The organism is Burkholderia sp. Bp9140 (assembly GCF_003853425.1).
GTDB lineage: Bacteria > Pseudomonadota > Gammaproteobacteria > Burkholderiales > Burkholderiaceae > Burkholderia.
Map to the genome: position 1 here is coordinate 1 of NZ_QTPQ01000058.1, position 13,343 is coordinate 13,343.

Annotated in this window: 12 protein-coding genes and 1 tRNA gene; 8 read left to right on the top strand and 5 right to left on the bottom strand. The window is 68.5% G+C overall.

Annotated elements, in window-relative coordinates:
• Positions 1-486 (top strand): aminotransferase class III-fold pyridoxal phosphate-dependent enzyme (locus DIE21_RS33725; protein ID WP_124501701.1); only part of this gene is annotated, 486 nt, incomplete at its 5' end.
• A gap of 151 nt (positions 487-637) precedes the next feature.
• On the opposite strand, the gene DIE21_RS33730 is transcribed toward DIE21_RS33725, so the two are convergent.
• Positions 638-712: transfer RNA gene (locus tag DIE21_RS33730), tRNA-Val, on the bottom strand.
• 82 nt (positions 713-794) lie between these two features.
• The gene (locus DIE21_RS33735; protein WP_124501702.1) at positions 795-1,277 is read right to left on the bottom strand and encodes an Lrp/AsnC family transcriptional regulator; all 483 of its coding nucleotides are present in this window, start codon (positions 1,275-1,277) and stop codon (positions 795-797) included.
• 191 nt (positions 1,278-1,468) lie between these two features.
• Here DIE21_RS33735 and DIE21_RS33740 point away from each other — a divergent pair, with 191 nt between their 5' ends.
• From DIE21_RS33740 to DIE21_RS33755, 4 genes are all read left to right on the top strand, one after another.
• Complete coding sequence (locus tag DIE21_RS33740) at positions 1,469-2,683, top strand: amino acid aminotransferase (protein ID WP_124501703.1); 1,215 nt, start codon at positions 1,469-1,471, stop codon at positions 2,681-2,683.
• A 30-nt stretch (positions 2,684-2,713) separates the two neighbouring features.
• On the top strand, positions 2,714-3,097 hold the full coding sequence (locus tag DIE21_RS33745; protein ID WP_124501704.1) for a RidA family protein: 384 nt from the start codon (positions 2,714-2,716) through the stop codon (positions 3,095-3,097).
• Between the two features lie 97 nt (positions 3,098-3,194).
• Positions 3,195-4,265 (top strand): porin, encoded by a 1,071-nt coding sequence (locus tag DIE21_RS33750; protein WP_409364669.1) that lies wholly within the window; start codon positions 3,195-3,197, stop codon positions 4,263-4,265.
• Between the two features lie 92 nt (positions 4,266-4,357).
• Positions 4,358-5,776, top strand: a complete 1,419-nt coding sequence (locus DIE21_RS33755) for an amino acid permease (protein WP_124501706.1) — start codon at positions 4,358-4,360, stop codon at positions 5,774-5,776.
• A gap of 51 nt (positions 5,777-5,827) precedes the next feature.
• Here the strand turns inward: DIE21_RS33755 and DIE21_RS33760 are convergent, their stop codons facing one another.
• Positions 5,828-6,730 carry a LysR family transcriptional regulator gene (locus tag DIE21_RS33760; RefSeq protein WP_124501707.1) on the bottom strand — a complete coding sequence of 301 codons (903 nt, stop codon included), beginning with the start codon at positions 6,728-6,730 and terminating at the stop codon, positions 5,828-5,830.
• A gap of 174 nt (positions 6,731-6,904) precedes the next feature.
• Here DIE21_RS33760 and DIE21_RS33765 point away from each other — a divergent pair, with 174 nt between their 5' ends.
• The 3 genes from DIE21_RS33765 to DIE21_RS33775 all read left to right on the top strand — a co-directional run bounded on the left by DIE21_RS33765 (position 6,905) and on the right by DIE21_RS33775 (position 11,459).
• Positions 6,905-8,659: an acyl-CoA dehydrogenase family protein gene (locus tag DIE21_RS33765; RefSeq protein ID WP_124501708.1), complete on the top strand. Its 1,755-nt coding sequence runs from the start codon at positions 6,905-6,907 to the stop codon at positions 8,657-8,659.
• Complete coding sequence (locus DIE21_RS33770; protein ID WP_124501709.1) at positions 8,656-9,876, top strand: CaiB/BaiF CoA-transferase family protein; 1,221 nt, start codon at positions 8,656-8,658, stop codon at positions 9,874-9,876. Before DIE21_RS33765 ends, DIE21_RS33770 begins: the two co-directional genes overlap by 4 nt.
• 170 nt (positions 9,877-10,046) lie before the next feature.
• Positions 10,047-11,459: an MFS transporter gene (locus tag DIE21_RS33775; protein WP_124501710.1), complete on the top strand. Its 1,413-nt coding sequence runs from the start codon at positions 10,047-10,049 to the stop codon at positions 11,457-11,459.
• Between the two features lie 172 nt (positions 11,460-11,631).
• Here the strand turns inward: DIE21_RS33775 and DIE21_RS33780 are convergent, their stop codons facing one another.
• Positions 11,632-11,907, bottom strand: a complete 276-nt coding sequence (locus tag DIE21_RS33780; protein ID WP_006478357.1) for an oxidative damage protection protein — start codon at positions 11,905-11,907, stop codon at positions 11,632-11,634.
• Between the two features lie 49 nt (positions 11,908-11,956).
• Positions 11,957-13,336 (bottom strand): amino-acid N-acetyltransferase, encoded by a 1,380-nt coding sequence (gene argA, locus DIE21_RS33785; protein ID WP_124501711.1) that lies wholly within the window; start codon positions 13,334-13,336, stop codon positions 11,957-11,959.
• Positions 13,337-13,343 lie beyond the last annotated feature (7 nt).

Genomic DNA, 13,343 nt, shown 5'->3' on the forward strand with positions numbered 1-13,343 from the left:
ATGGGCGCGGTCGGCATTCACGAGCGCATCGCGCGCCCGATCATCGACCACGGCGAATTCAATCACGGCCTCACGTATTCGGGTCATCCGGTTGCCGCGGCCGTCGCAGTCGCGAACCTGAAGCTGCTGCGCGACGAAGGAATCGTCGAGCGCGTGAAGCACGACATCGGGCCGTATTTCCAGCGCAGGCTGCGCGAAGCGCTCGGCGATCATCCGATCGTCGGCGAGATCGCGGGGACGGGGCTCGTCACGGGCGTCCAGCTTGCGCGTGATCGCGACCGGCGCGAGCGTTTCGATGCAAGCGTCGATATCGGCACGATCTGCCGCGACTTCTGCTTCAGCGGCAACCTGATCATGCGCGCGACCGGCGACCGAATGCTGCTGTCACCGCCGCTCGTGATCCGCGAGGCCGAGGTTGACGAGATCGTCGACAAGGCAACGCGCGCGTTCGATGCGACGGCGGAGCGGGTGGGGTTGGCAGGGTAGGGAGTCGACGCAACGCTTCGATTGCATGTGGTCGAAGCGTCGTCGCTCGTCGGACCCGTTCGTGAAGAACCGGGCAGGGAGGGGCGCGCGCCGAAAAGCGACCGCAAAACGAAAAGGGCCTGCGTCGTGAGACGCAGGCCCTTGAACTCTTTGGTGGGCGGTACTGGGATCGAACCAGTGACCCCTGCCGTGTGAAGGCAGTGCTCTACCGCTGAGCTAACCGCCCAAAGAAGTTGAAATTATGTCAGAGCTTTTCGGGTTCGTAAAGCACTTTCTTCAAATATTTTTCAGGCCGGCGCAAAAAGCCATCAGCCGGCCGTCGAAGGCTCGACGAGATCGAGGATCGAGCCGTCGCGCTTGAGCGTCGCGAGCACGATGCTCGAATTGATCGACATCACGCCCGTCGCGCGGTGCAGCCGGTTGATCACGAAATCCGAGTAGTGGTCGAGGTCGCGCGCCCGCACCGTCAGCACGTAGTTCGAGCCGCCCGTCACGATCTGTGCGGCGACGACTTCCGGCCATGCCTGGATCGCCTCCACGAACCGGTCGTGCCACTCGGGCACGTCCGGCCGCATCGACACGTGCACGAGCGCTTCGAACGCGACGCCGACCTTCTTCGGCTCGATCGTGCAGCGGTAGCCGGATATGGCGCCGCGTTCCTCGAGCAGCTTCACGCGCCGCAGGCACGCCGACGGCGACAGCGCGACCGCGTTCGCGAGGTCCTGATTGCTGATGCGTCCGTCCTTCTCGAGGTGTCGGAGGATCCGCATGTCGGTTCGATCCAGGGTCATTTCGCAGAATCCCGTGAATTTTGAGATAACAGACGCAGACTCTACTGCAATCTTCGCGATTCGTCATCGAAAAGTGAAGCTCATTCTATTTCGTCCTCGATAACATGCGGCCCATGTCTCGACCGAACGGCCTGGCGCGATGCCACGCCGTCGGCCGTATTGCCGCATTCAACTCCTACCGTCATTCCGTCATGTACGCACACATTCCCGCCTACCCGGGCGATCCGATCCTGTCGCTGTTCCAGGCGTTCCAGCAGGATGCCCATCCGCACAAGGTCAACCTCAGCATCGGCCTCTACTACGACGACGCGGGCCGCATTCCGGTGCTCGAGAGCACGCGGCTCGCGGCCGGGCGGCTGCGCGAAGCCGGCGCGCCGCATACGTATCTGCCGATGGAAGGACTCGCCGCGTACCGGCAGGGCGTGCAGCGCCTCGTGTTCGGCGCCGGCTGCGCGGCGCTCGCGCAGGGGCGCATCGCGACGCTGCAGACGCTCGGCGGCTCGGGCGCGCTGCGGCTCGGCGCCGAGTTCGTGAAGCGCTATTTCCCCGACAGCGCGATCTGGATCAGCGATCCGACATGGGACAACCATCGCGTGATCCTTTCGGCGGCCGGCCTCGACGTGCACACCTATCCGTACTACGACGAAGCGCGCAACGACGTTCGCGTCGACGCGATGCTCGCGGCGCTCGATGCGCTGCCCGCGCGCGGCATCGTGCTGCTGCAGCCGTGCTGCCACAACCCGACGGGCCTCGACCTCGACCGCGACGCATGGCGCGCGGTGATCGACGTGCTCGCGCGCCGCGGACTGATTCCGTTCGTCGACATGGCGTACCAGGGTTTCGGCGACGGACTCGACGACGACGCATGGGCGGTGCGCGCGATCGTCGACGCCGGGCTGCCGGCGATCGTCAGCAACTCGTTCTCGAAGAATTTCTCGCTGTACGGCGAGCGCGTCGGCGGGCTGTCGATCGTCTGCGCGAGCGCGGGCGAAGCGGCGACGGTGCTGAGCCAGCTGCAGGCCGGCGTGCGTCGCACCTATTCGAGCCCGCCGCTGTTCGGCGCGCAGCTCGTGTCGACCGTGCTGAACGACGACGTCCTGCGTGCGTGCTGGGAGGACGAGGTCGCACAGGTGCCCACGCGCATCAAGCGTATGCGCGGCGCGCTGAAGACGCGGCTCGACGCGCGCCTGCCGGCGCCCGCGTTCGATGCGCTCGTCACGCAGCGCGGCATGTTCAGCTACACGGGCATCGCCGCGGCCGACGTGGACCGGCTGCGCGCGTCGCACGGCGTCTACCTGCTGCGCTCGGGCCGCATGTGCATCGCGGGCCTGAACGACGCGAACGTCGACCACGTCGCGAACGCGATCGCCGACGTGCTCGGCGGCTCGTCGCGTCAGGCCGCCTGAGCTTCAGATTCGAAACCGAAGGAGGACACGATGGCAGACACGATCCCGGTCGACTTGCCGCAGCTTGCGCAGCCGTTCTCGTGGGCGACCCGCGCGGGCGGGCTGATGTTTACCGGCCACGGGCCGGTCGATGCGTCCGGCGCGATCGTCGGCGACACGATGGCCGAGCAGGCGCGCGTCACGCTCGGCAATCTCGCGAAGGCCGTCGCGGCCGCCGGGGCGACGATGGACGACGTCGCGCAGGTGCTCGTCTACCTGTCCGACGTGAAGGCGATGCCCGAATTCGACGCCGAATACCGGCGCCATTTCCGCGAACCGTACCCGAACCGCGCGTGCGTTGGCGTACAGGGCTTCGCGCATCCGGCCATGCGCGTCGAACTCGTCGCGTATGTCGCGCTGGCGGCGCGCGAGTAGGCGCGCGGCTTCGCGCGGATTGCAGTCCCCACGATTACCGACACACCCCAACCAGCACCAACAAACCTAAAGCAACGAGACAAGGATGGAGACGAAGATGAAGAACATCAGACGATTCGCACTGCCGACGATGGCGGGCCTGCTCGCCGCGAGCGGCGCAATGGCGCAGAACAGCGTGACGCTGTACGGCATCGTCGACCAGAGCATCCGCTACACGACGCATGCGAACGCGTCGAACGACGCGAGCGTGCAGATGACCAACGGCGCGATCACCAACAGCCGCTGGGGCCTGAAAGGCAGCGAAGCGCTCGGCGGCGGGCTGAAGGCGATCTTCCAGCTTGAGAGCGGCTTCGAGCCGCAGAACGGGCAGCTCGACGGCGCGCTGTTCGGCCGCTACGCGTATGTCGGCCTCGCGAGCGACTGGGGCACCGTGAAGCTCGGCCGGCAGGCGACCGAGGCGTTCAACCTGTTCGGCGATCTCGACCCGCTGACGGTCGGCAACTACACGGCCAACATGTGGCCGTACTTCCTCACGCAGGGCCGCGCAAGCAACGTCGTCAGCTACGACGGCACCTTCGGCGGGCTGAACGTCGGCGCGAGCTACGGCTTCGGCGGTGTCGCGGGCAGCCTCGGCGCGAATGCGTACTGGGGCACGCACGCGTCGTATACGCTCGGCGGGCTGATGTTCGGCGCGACCTACCAGCAGGTGCGCGACCTGAACAGCCGCGCACAGCAGGCATGGGGCGCGGGCGCACGCTACGCGTTCGGCGCGGCGACGCTGTATGCGGGCTATCTCGGCGGCATCGACCGCACGGGCATGCTCGACCGGCAGCTGCTGAATGCGCCGGGCCGCGACGTGACCTACGGTTCGTTCGCCGACAACCCGCGCCGCGACACGATCTTCTACACCGGCGCGAGCGTGAAGGTCACGCCGGCGGTATCGGTGACGGGCGTCGCGTACTACGACGACATCCGCAACGTGAACGGCATGGCAGGTAACGGCGGGAAGCGCTATACGGGCGTGCTCGAGGCCGAGTACGCGCTGTCGAAGGCGACGCAGGTCTACGCGACGGTCGACTACAACCGGGTGACCGGCGGCGCGTTCACCGAAATGCCGGGACGCGGCAACCAGACGGGCATCGCGGCCGGCTTGCGCCACCTGTTCTGAGCACGCGGCGCGCGGTGGCCGGTGCGGTCCGGCACCGGCCCGTGCGTCGTCGACGTTTCCACCGGACACACGCTTTCGAACGAGGTCATTCGATGCAACCAGAAGGGCAATTCCAGCACATCGCGGCGCGCGAGCACGGTCTGCGCCGCACGCTTTCCGCACGGCAGATGGCGATGATCGCGATCGGCGGTGCGATCGGCACCGGTCTCTTTCTCGGCAGCGGGTTCGCGATCGGCTTCGCGGGCCCGAGCGTGCTCGTCAGCTACGCGATCGGCGCGTTCATCTCGCTGCTGCTGATGGGCTGTCTCGCCGAGATGACGGTCGCGCACCCGACCTCCGGGTCGTTCGGCGCGTACGCCGAACATTACGTGAGCCCGTGGGCCGGGTTCCTGGTGCGCTATGCGTACTGGGCGTGCATCGTGCTCGCGGTCGGCACTGAAGTCACCGCGATCGCGCTGTACATGAAGTACTGGTTCCCGGGCGTGCCGGGCTGGCTGTGGATCGTCGGCTTCTCGGCGCTGCTCGTGTTCGTCAATGCGCGCAGCGTCGATGTGTTCGGCGCGGTCGAATACGGTTTCTCGGTCGTGAAGATCGCGGCGATCGTCGGCTTCATCGTGCTCGGCGCGTATGTCGTGTTCGGCAATCCGGCGCTGGTCGGCGACGGCGCGGCCCGCGCGGGCTTCCACCATTACACCGCTCACGGCGGCTTCTTTCCGAAGGGCATGTGGGGGATGTGGGTCGCGGTGATCGTGTCGATCTTCAGCTACCTGAGCATCGAGATGATCGCGGTCGCGGCGGGCGAGGCGGAAGATCCCGAGCGTGCGGTGACGCGCGCGTTCCGCTCGACGATCGTGCGGCTCGTGCTGTTCTACCTCGTCACGCTCGCGCTGATGCTCGCGATCGTGCCGTGGACGGCGGCGGGGCGCGACGAGAGCCCGTTCGTGAAGGTGATGGAGGCGATCCACCTGCCGGGCGCGGCCGGGCTGATCAACTTCGTCGTGCTGATCGCCGCGCTGTCCGCGATGAACAGCCAGCTCTACATCACGACGCGGATGATGTTCAGCCTGTCGCGTGCGGGCCATGCGCCGAAGGCGCTCGGCGAAGTGAACGCGCGCGGCGTGCCGCTCGGCGCGCTGATGCTGTCGACCCTCGGCATCGCGCTCGCGACGATCCTGAGCGTGCTGTATCCGGACGCGTCGTTCACGATCATGATGTCGGTGTCGATGTTCGGCGCGCTGTTCACGTGGATGATGATCTTCGTCACGCACTACTGCTTCCGGCGGCGTCGCGCGGCGCTCGGCCTGCCGGCGCCCGCGTTCCGGATGCGCGGCTTCCCGCTGCTGACGCTGCTCGGCGCGGCGCTGATGCTCGCGGTGATGGTGACGACCTACTTCACGGTCGAATTCCACATGACGCTGATCTTCGGCATTCCGTTCCTGCTTGCGTTGTCCGTCGTGTACGCGGTGTGGTACCGGCGCGCGCAGCCGGCGCTGCAGCCGGAAGCCAAGTGACGCGGTGAAGTCACGCAGCCAAGTAGCGCAGCCAAGTAACGGCGGGCCGGTTCAGCCCGCGAGCGCGGGCAGCGCGTCGATCGATGCGCGCACGTAGTCGGCGAAGCGCAGCGCGACCGGTTCGGCGGTGCCGCTGCGCTTCAGCTCGAGCGTGCGCGACTCGAGCGGCGCATCCTTCAGCGGCCGGAACGCGAGCCGGTCGCTCTTCGCCTGCTGTAGCACGCGCGGCACCAGCGCGATGCCCATCCCGAACTCGATCATCGACAGAATCGTCTGCCACAGCCGCGCCTCGTGACGGATCAACGGAGAGAATCCCGCGTTCACGCATTGCGCGATGATCAGGTCGTGATAGTGGGGCGCCGCGTCGCGCGGAAACAGGATGAACGGTTCCGCGGCCAGCGCGGCGAGCGCGACGTGCCGGCGCCTTGCGAGCGGATGCGCGGCCGGCAGGCAGCACACGAACGGTTCCGTGTAGACGGGCGTCGACTCGACCTCGGGCGGGCAGTGGCCCCAGTGCGCATAGCCGAGATCGATCTGGCCGCGCTGGATCGCCTGCACTTGCGCCTGCGTGTTCATTTCGCTCAGCACGATTTCCACGCCCGGGTAGTCGGCCTCGAAGCGCCGCACCGCATCGGGCAGCCCGCGATACAGCATCGAATGGACGAAGCCGATCCGCAGCCGGCCCGCGAGGCCGGACGCCGAGCGTACCGTCAGGCGCTCGGCCTCGGCCGCCTGCAGCAGCAGCCGGCGCGCTTCGCCGAGCAGCACTGCGCCGGCGTTGGTCAGCGCGACCGTCTTGTTGGTGCGCGAAAAGAGTTGCACGCCGAGCGCTTCCTCGAACTTGCGGATGTCGAAGCTCAGCGCCGGCTGCGAGATGAACAGGCGCTTCGCCGCGCGCCCGAAATGCAGTTCCTCGGCGACCGCCACGAAGTAGCGCAACTGCCTCAGTTCCATGCTGTCTCCTCCCCGCATCGGGATCGATAAGCGCTGTCTATCGTACCGGATAAATCCTGTATTGGACGCTTATCGATCACGCGCCTACGCTCTGCTGAACGCCTGGCACGAGCCGGCCGCACCGCCACGGCGCGGGCGCCGGCCGGCAGCCGGGCCACCCCTGGAGACGCATGCATGAACGAGACCGCTCGCACGCCGGACGCCCGCGCATCCGGCAACATCCCCGACAGCCGGGGCGTCAATTTCTTCACCGCCGATCCCGATCTCGGCGCGTTGCTGAAGCTGCATCTCGGCGCCACTCATTACGCACGGCTCGAACCGCAACTGCACGCGCTCGGCGCGCGCGTGTCGGGCGAACTCGACGAATGGGCGTCGCGCGCGGACAAGCATCCGCCGGTGCTCGAGCACCGCAACCGGCGCGGCGAGGCCGTGCAGCGGATCGACAAGGACCCTGCGTATGTCGCGCTCGAACGCGTCGCGTATTCGGAACTCGGGCTCGCGGCGCTGAGCCACCAGCCCGAGGCGGTGGCGCCGCTCGTCAAGTACGCGCTGACGTTCCTGTTCGTGCAGGCCGAATTCGGGCTGTGCTGCCCGGTCAGCATGACGGATTCGCTGACGCGCACGCTGCGCCGTTTCGGCGAGCCGGCGCTCGTCGAGCACTACCTGCCGATGCTCGCGTCGCGCGATTTCGACACGCTGTTCCAGGGCGCGATGTTCATGACCGAGCAGGCGGCCGGCTCCGACGTCGGCCGCATCGCGACGCGCGCGGTGCGCGAAACGGACGCGCAGGGTGGGACGGTGTGGCGCCTGTACGGCGACAAGTGGTTCTGCTCGAACGCGGACGCGGATCTCGCGATGGTGCTCGCGCGGCCCGACGGCGCGCCCGACGGCATCAAGGGGCTCGCGCTGTTCCTGTTGCCGAAGGCGCTGCCGGACGGCACGCGCAACCGCTACCGGATCGTGCGGCTGAAAGACAAGCTCGGCAGCCGTTCGATGGCGAGCGGCGAGATCGCGCTCGAAGGCGCGCAGGCCTGGCTGATCGGCGAGATCGGCCGCGGTTTTCACCAGATGGCCGACATGATCAACATGTCGCGGCTGTCGAACGGCGTGCGCGCGGCCGGGCTGATGCGGCGCGCGCTGAACGAAGCGTTGCATGTCGCCGCGCATCGCGAGGCCTTCGGCCGCAAGCTGATCGAGATGCCGCTGATGCAGCGCCAGCTGATGAAGATGCTGCTGCCCGCCGAGGCCGCGCGTGCGATGTTCATGCAGATCGCGCTGCTGCTGCCGCAGGCGGATGCGGGCGACGAGCAGGCCGCGCGCTGCGTGCGCATCCTGACGCCGCTGATCAAGTTCCGCGCGTGCCGCGATGCGCGCCGCGTGACGGGCGATGCGATGGAAGTGCGCGGCGGCACCGGCTACATCGAGGAATGGAGCGATGCGCGGCTCGTGCGCGACGCGCATCTCGGCTCGATCTGGGAAGGCACCAGCAACATCGTCGCGCTCGACGTCGCGCGCGCCGCGCAGCGCGAGCAGGCGCTCGACGCGCTGCGCACGTTCCTCGGCGACCGGCTCGGCGCGGCGCCGCTGCCCGAGGCGAGCCGCGCGGCGCTGCGGCGCATTCTCGCGCGCGCATGCGATGCGCTCGCACGCGTCGCGGCGGAAGGCGACGACGCGCGCGTGCGGCAGGCTGCGTCGGCGCTGTACTACGCGAGTGCGGCCGTGCTGATGGCGTGCGAGGGCGTGCGGCTCGCGCCCGATCACCGGCGCCTCGCGCTCGCGCACCTGATCGTGCGTCACAAGCTGCTGCCGGTCGACCCGCTCGCGCCGGCGTCGCGCGACGACGACGCGGCGGCGTTCGACGCGCTGCTGCGCGGCACGCCGGTGCCGCTCGACATGGCGCTCGACCTGCTGCCGGAGGTCGAACGATGAATGCGACGAACGAGACGAACGCGCCCCGTGGCGCACTGGACGGCCTGAAGGTCGTCGACCTGAGCCGCGTGCTCGGCGGCCCGTACTGCACGCAGGCGCTCGCCGACCACGGCGCGACGGTGATCAAGATCGAGCCGCCGGGCGGCGACGAGACGCGCGGCTGGGGGCCGCCGTTCCTCGGCGACACCGCGTGGTACTTCTTGGGTGTGAACCGCAACAAGGAAGGGCTTGCGCTCGACCTGTCGCGCGACGAAGGGCGCGCGATCCTGTGGCGCCTGCTCGACGACGCCGACGTGCTCGTCGAGAACTTCAAGCCCGGCACGCTCGCGCGCTGGGGGATGGACTACGCGCGCGACCTGCAGCCGCGTTTCCCGCGCCTGATCCACTGCGCGGTGACGGGCTTCGGCGAGGACGGCCCGCTCGGCGGGCTGCCCGGCTACGACGCGGTGATCCAGGCGATGGCCGGGCTGATGAGCGTCAACGGCGAGCGCGACGGCGACGCGCTGCGCATCGGGTTGCCGATCGTCGACATGGTCACGGGGCTCAACGCGCTGGCCGGCATCCTGCTCGCGCTCGCGGAGCGCGAGAGGAGCGGGCGGGGCCAGTCGATCGACATCGCGCTGTACGACTGCGGCGTGTCGCTGCTGCATCCGCACCTGCCGAACTTCTTCGGCTCGGGGCGCGTGCCCGAGCGCAGCGGCAACGCGCATCCGAACATCGCGCCGTACGACAGCTACCGCACGGCGACCGTGCCGATCTTCCTCGCGGTCGGCAACGACCGGCAGTTCGCACGCCTCGTCGCGCATCTCGGCGCGCCGGCGCTGGCCGGCGACCCGCGCTTCGTCGACAACCGCAGCCGCTGCGCGCACCGGCCCGAGTTGAAGGCTGAACTCGAGGCACGGCTCGCCGCGCATCCGTGCGAGCCGCTTGCGCGCGACCTGATGGCGGCGGGCGTGCCGTGCGGGCCGGTGCGTACGGTCGCCGACGTCGCACGCGATCCGCATGCGCTGCACCGCGCGCTGTTCGTCGAGATCGGCGCGTATCGCGGCACCGCATCGCCGGTGAGGCTGTCGCGCACGCCGGCGACCTACCGTTCGCCGCCGCCCGCGCTCGGTCGCGACACGCGCGCGGTGCTCGAGCGCCTCGGCGTCGATCCCGCGCTCCAGCAGCAGTTGCTCGACGCCGGCGTGCTGAAGGTCGCGCCCGACCCGGCGTGACCGGTCGAGGGGGCTTGCAGGCGAGCATCCCCGGCCGACGAAACGGGACGCAAGGCAGCGCTACGCAAGGCAGCGCTACGCAAGGCAATACCGCCAGCCGGCGGCGCAAGGCCGGCCATCCGGCAAGGCGCGCGACAGTCGCGCCGCCGATCACGAACATGGAGACATCGATGAGCCGTCCGCAATCCCCGTCCGCCGCACAGCCGCGGCCAGGCCGCGCCGCCCTCGCGGCATTCGTCGGCACCACGATCGAGTGGTACGACTTCTACATCTACGGCACCGCCGCCGCGCTCGTGTTCGGCAAGGTGTTCTTCTCGAGCACGATGGATCCCGGCGTCGCGACGCTGCTCGCGTTCGTCACGTTCTGGGCCGGCTTCGCCGCGCGGCCGCTCGGCGGGATCGTGTTCGGGCACCTCGGCGATCGCGTCGGCCGCAAGACCGCGCTCGTGATCACGCTGGTGATGATGGGGCTCGCCACGACCGGCATCGGCCTCTTGCCCGGCTATGCGTCGATCGGCGTGTGGGCGCCCGCGGGCCTCGTCGTGCTGCGCGTGCTGCAGGGCATCGCGGTCGGCGGCGAGTGGGGCGGCGCGGTGCTCATCGCGAGCGAGAACGCGCCGAAGCACCGCAGCATCCTGTACGCGGCGTTCGCGCAGCAGGGGTCGCCCACCGGCAATCTGCTCGCGACGGCCGCCTTCTTCGCGCTGAGCGCGCTGCCGACGCCGTCGTTCCTGATGTGGGGCTGGCGCATTCCATTCCTGCTGTCGGCGGTGCTCGTGATCATCGGGATGGTGATCCGGCTGCGGCTCGAGGAATCGATCGACATGCAGCGCGTGCTCGCGCGCAAGCGGACGGTGAAGCTGCCGCTGCGCGACGTCGTGCGCGACCACTGGCCCGTCGTGCTGCTCGCGGCCGGCACGCTGCCGGTGATCAACGTCACGTATTTCCGCAGCACGTTCGCGCTGTCGTGGGCGACGAAGGCGCTCGGCTACGCGCAGGGGACGTTCCTCGGCATCCTGTCGATCTCGCTCGTCGTGCAGTTCCTGATGCAGCCGGTCGGCGCGTGGTTCGTGTCGAAGGTCGACATGCGGCGGGCGATGTGCTGGATCCTGATTCCCGAGATCGTGCTGATGCCGGTGATGTTCCATGCGCTCGCGACCCGGTCGTACTGGGTCGCCGTCGCGGGGATGTGCATCTCGACGATCCCGTCGGCGATGTTCTACGGCGCGGTCGGCGGCGTGCTCGCGCGCGTGTTCCCGGCCAACATCCGCTATACGGGCCTGTCGCTCGCGTACCAGCTGAGCGCGCTCGTGGTCGGCGGCGGCACGCCGGTGCTTGCGCAGGCGATCCTGAACGCGACCGGCAGCATCGTCGGCGTCGCGATCGCGTCGGGGCTGTATGCGCTCGTGTCGCTCGCGTGCATGCTCGCGCTGCTGAATCGTACCGGCTACCGCGCGGACGAACTGTCGACGGCCGAGCGTAGCGATGCGGCCGAATGGGGCACCGAAAGCACGAGCGCCGAAAGGCCGGCCGGCGAGCCCGCGCAGCCGGACGAGCGCGGCGCGTTGAAACCGGCGGGTTGAGCCGGCAGGCCGGCGCGGCTTGCCGATCCGGCGGCGTCGAACGCGCCGGGCCGATCGCATCGGCTCGATTCCGCTTCCCCAAAAGCAAACGGCACCGTGTGAAACACGGTGCCGTTTGCCTTGCGTTGCTTCGCGCGAGGCCGGCATGGCCGGCCTGCGCGAGGCGCGGCGCTCAGCCTTCCGTCGGCGGTACGTAGCCGGACGCCTGGTCCGCGCCGTCGCCGAAGAAATACTTCTCGGTCTGCTTCATCAGGTACTGGCGTGCGCGCGGATCGGCCATGTTCAGGCGGTTCTCGTTGATCAGCATCGTCTGCTGCTTGAGCCAGCCTTGCCACGCTTCCTTCGACACGCTTTCGTAAATGCGCTTGCCGAGTTCGCCCGGCAGCGGCGGGAAATCGAGACCTTCGGCTTCCTTGCCGAGCTTCGCGCATTGGATCATTCGGGCCATCGTGTACTTCTCCTGTAATCGATCTGGGGGAGGGCAGTCGTGCCTGCGCTCAGAGCTGCTTCATCAGCACGAGCGACTTGCGCTGCCAGTTATAGAGTTTGCGGCGGTCTTCCGGCAGGTCGTCGACGCTGACCTTGACGAAGCCGCGCTTGAGGAACCAGTGCTCGGTGCGCGTCGTGAGCACGAAGATGTGCGTGAGGCCGCGCGCGCGGGCGCGCTGCTCGATGCGCTTGAGCAGGCGTTCGCCGTCGCCGGAGCCCTGCGCTTCCGGCGCGACCGTCAGGCACGCCATCTCGCCGATCTTTTCCTGCTGGTATGGATACAGCGCCGCGCAGCCGAACAGCACGCCATCGTGCTCGATCACCGAGAAGTGGTCGATGTCGCGTTCGATCTGGTGGCGGCCGCGCCGCACCAGCGTGCCGTCCGACTCGAGCGGCTCGATCAGCGACAGGATGCCGCCGACGTCGTCCGGCGTCGCTTCGCGCAGGCTCTCGAGGTTCTCGTACGAGATCATCGTGCCGACGCCGTCGTGCAGGAACAGTTCGAGCAGCATGCTGCCGTCGAGCGACTGCGGAATCAGGTGGGCCCGGGTCACGCCGCCGCGGCAGGCGCGGATCGAGTGCTTCAGGAAGAACGCGTCGTCGCCCTGGATGTTGCCGGAGTCGAGCAGCTCGGCGGCTGCGTCGAGCGACATTTCGCGGATCAGCTCGCCTTCGTCGTCGACGATGCCGGGCGCCTCGGTCAGGAAGATGATCTTGTCGGCGCGCAGCGCGATCGCGGCGGCCGAGGCGACGTCTTCCATCGACAGGTTGAACGCCTCGCCGGTCGGCGAGAAGCCGAGCGGCGACAGTAGCACGAGCTTGCGGCTCGCGAGCGAATGACGGATCGATTCGGCGTCGATCTTGCGCACGATGCCGGTGTGCGCGAAATCGACCCCGTCGAGAATCCCCACCGGCCGCGCGGTCACGAAGTTGCCGGACACGACGCTGATGTGCGCGTGCGCCATCGGCGAGTTCGGCAGACCCTGGCTGATCGCGGCCTCGATGTCGAGACGCACTTCGCCGGCCGCTTCCTTCGCGGATTCGAGCGCGCGCGCATCGGTGATGCGCAGCCCGTGCGAAAACTCGGATTCGACACCATGCAGGCTCAGTTGCTCCTCGACCTGCGGCCGCGAGCCGTGCACCAGCACGATCTGGATGCCCATTGCCTGCAGCAGCGCGATGTCGGACACGAGCGCGTTCAGGAGCCCCTGCTGCACCACCTCGCCGCCGAACCCCACGACGAACGTGCTGTTGCGGAACCTGTGGATATAGGGCGCGACGGAGCGCATCCAGTCGACGAACTGCGCGTGGCTGGCGGCCGAATCGTCGGCGGCCGGCGGCGTCGCGGCGCCGGTCTGGGCGGAAGGGAGGTCGGTTTGGGAATTCATGGGCGGG

Coding starts and splice junctions, on each gene's coding strand:
- DIE21_RS33780 (WP_006478357.1), bottom strand. CDS start 11,907: ATGGCCCGAATGATCCAATGCGCGAAGCTCGGCAAGGAAGCCGAAGGT.
- DIE21_RS33740 (WP_124501703.1), top strand. CDS start 1,469: ATGTACGCACACATTCCCGCCTACCCGGGCGATCCGATCCTGTCGCTG.
- DIE21_RS33770 (WP_124501709.1), top strand. CDS start 8,656: ATGAATGCGACGAACGAGACGAACGCGCCCCGTGGCGCACTGGACGGC.
- argA (WP_124501711.1), bottom strand. CDS start 13,336: ATGAATTCCCAAACCGACCTCCCTTCCGCCCAGACCGGCGCCGCGACG.
- DIE21_RS33735 (WP_124501702.1), bottom strand. CDS start 1,277: ATGACCCTGGATCGAACCGACATGCGGATCCTCCGACACCTCGAGAAG.
- DIE21_RS33755 (WP_124501706.1), top strand. CDS start 4,358: ATGCAACCAGAAGGGCAATTCCAGCACATCGCGGCGCGCGAGCACGGT.
- DIE21_RS33765 (WP_124501708.1), top strand. CDS start 6,905: ATGAACGAGACCGCTCGCACGCCGGACGCCCGCGCATCCGGCAACATC.
- DIE21_RS33775 (WP_124501710.1), top strand. CDS start 10,047: ATGAGCCGTCCGCAATCCCCGTCCGCCGCACAGCCGCGGCCAGGCCGC.
- DIE21_RS33760 (WP_124501707.1), bottom strand. CDS start 6,730: ATGGAACTGAGGCAGTTGCGCTACTTCGTGGCGGTCGCCGAGGAACTG.
- DIE21_RS33745 (WP_124501704.1), top strand. CDS start 2,714: ATGGCAGACACGATCCCGGTCGACTTGCCGCAGCTTGCGCAGCCGTTC.
- DIE21_RS33750 (WP_409364669.1), top strand. CDS start 3,195: ATGAAGAACATCAGACGATTCGCACTGCCGACGATGGCGGGCCTGCTC.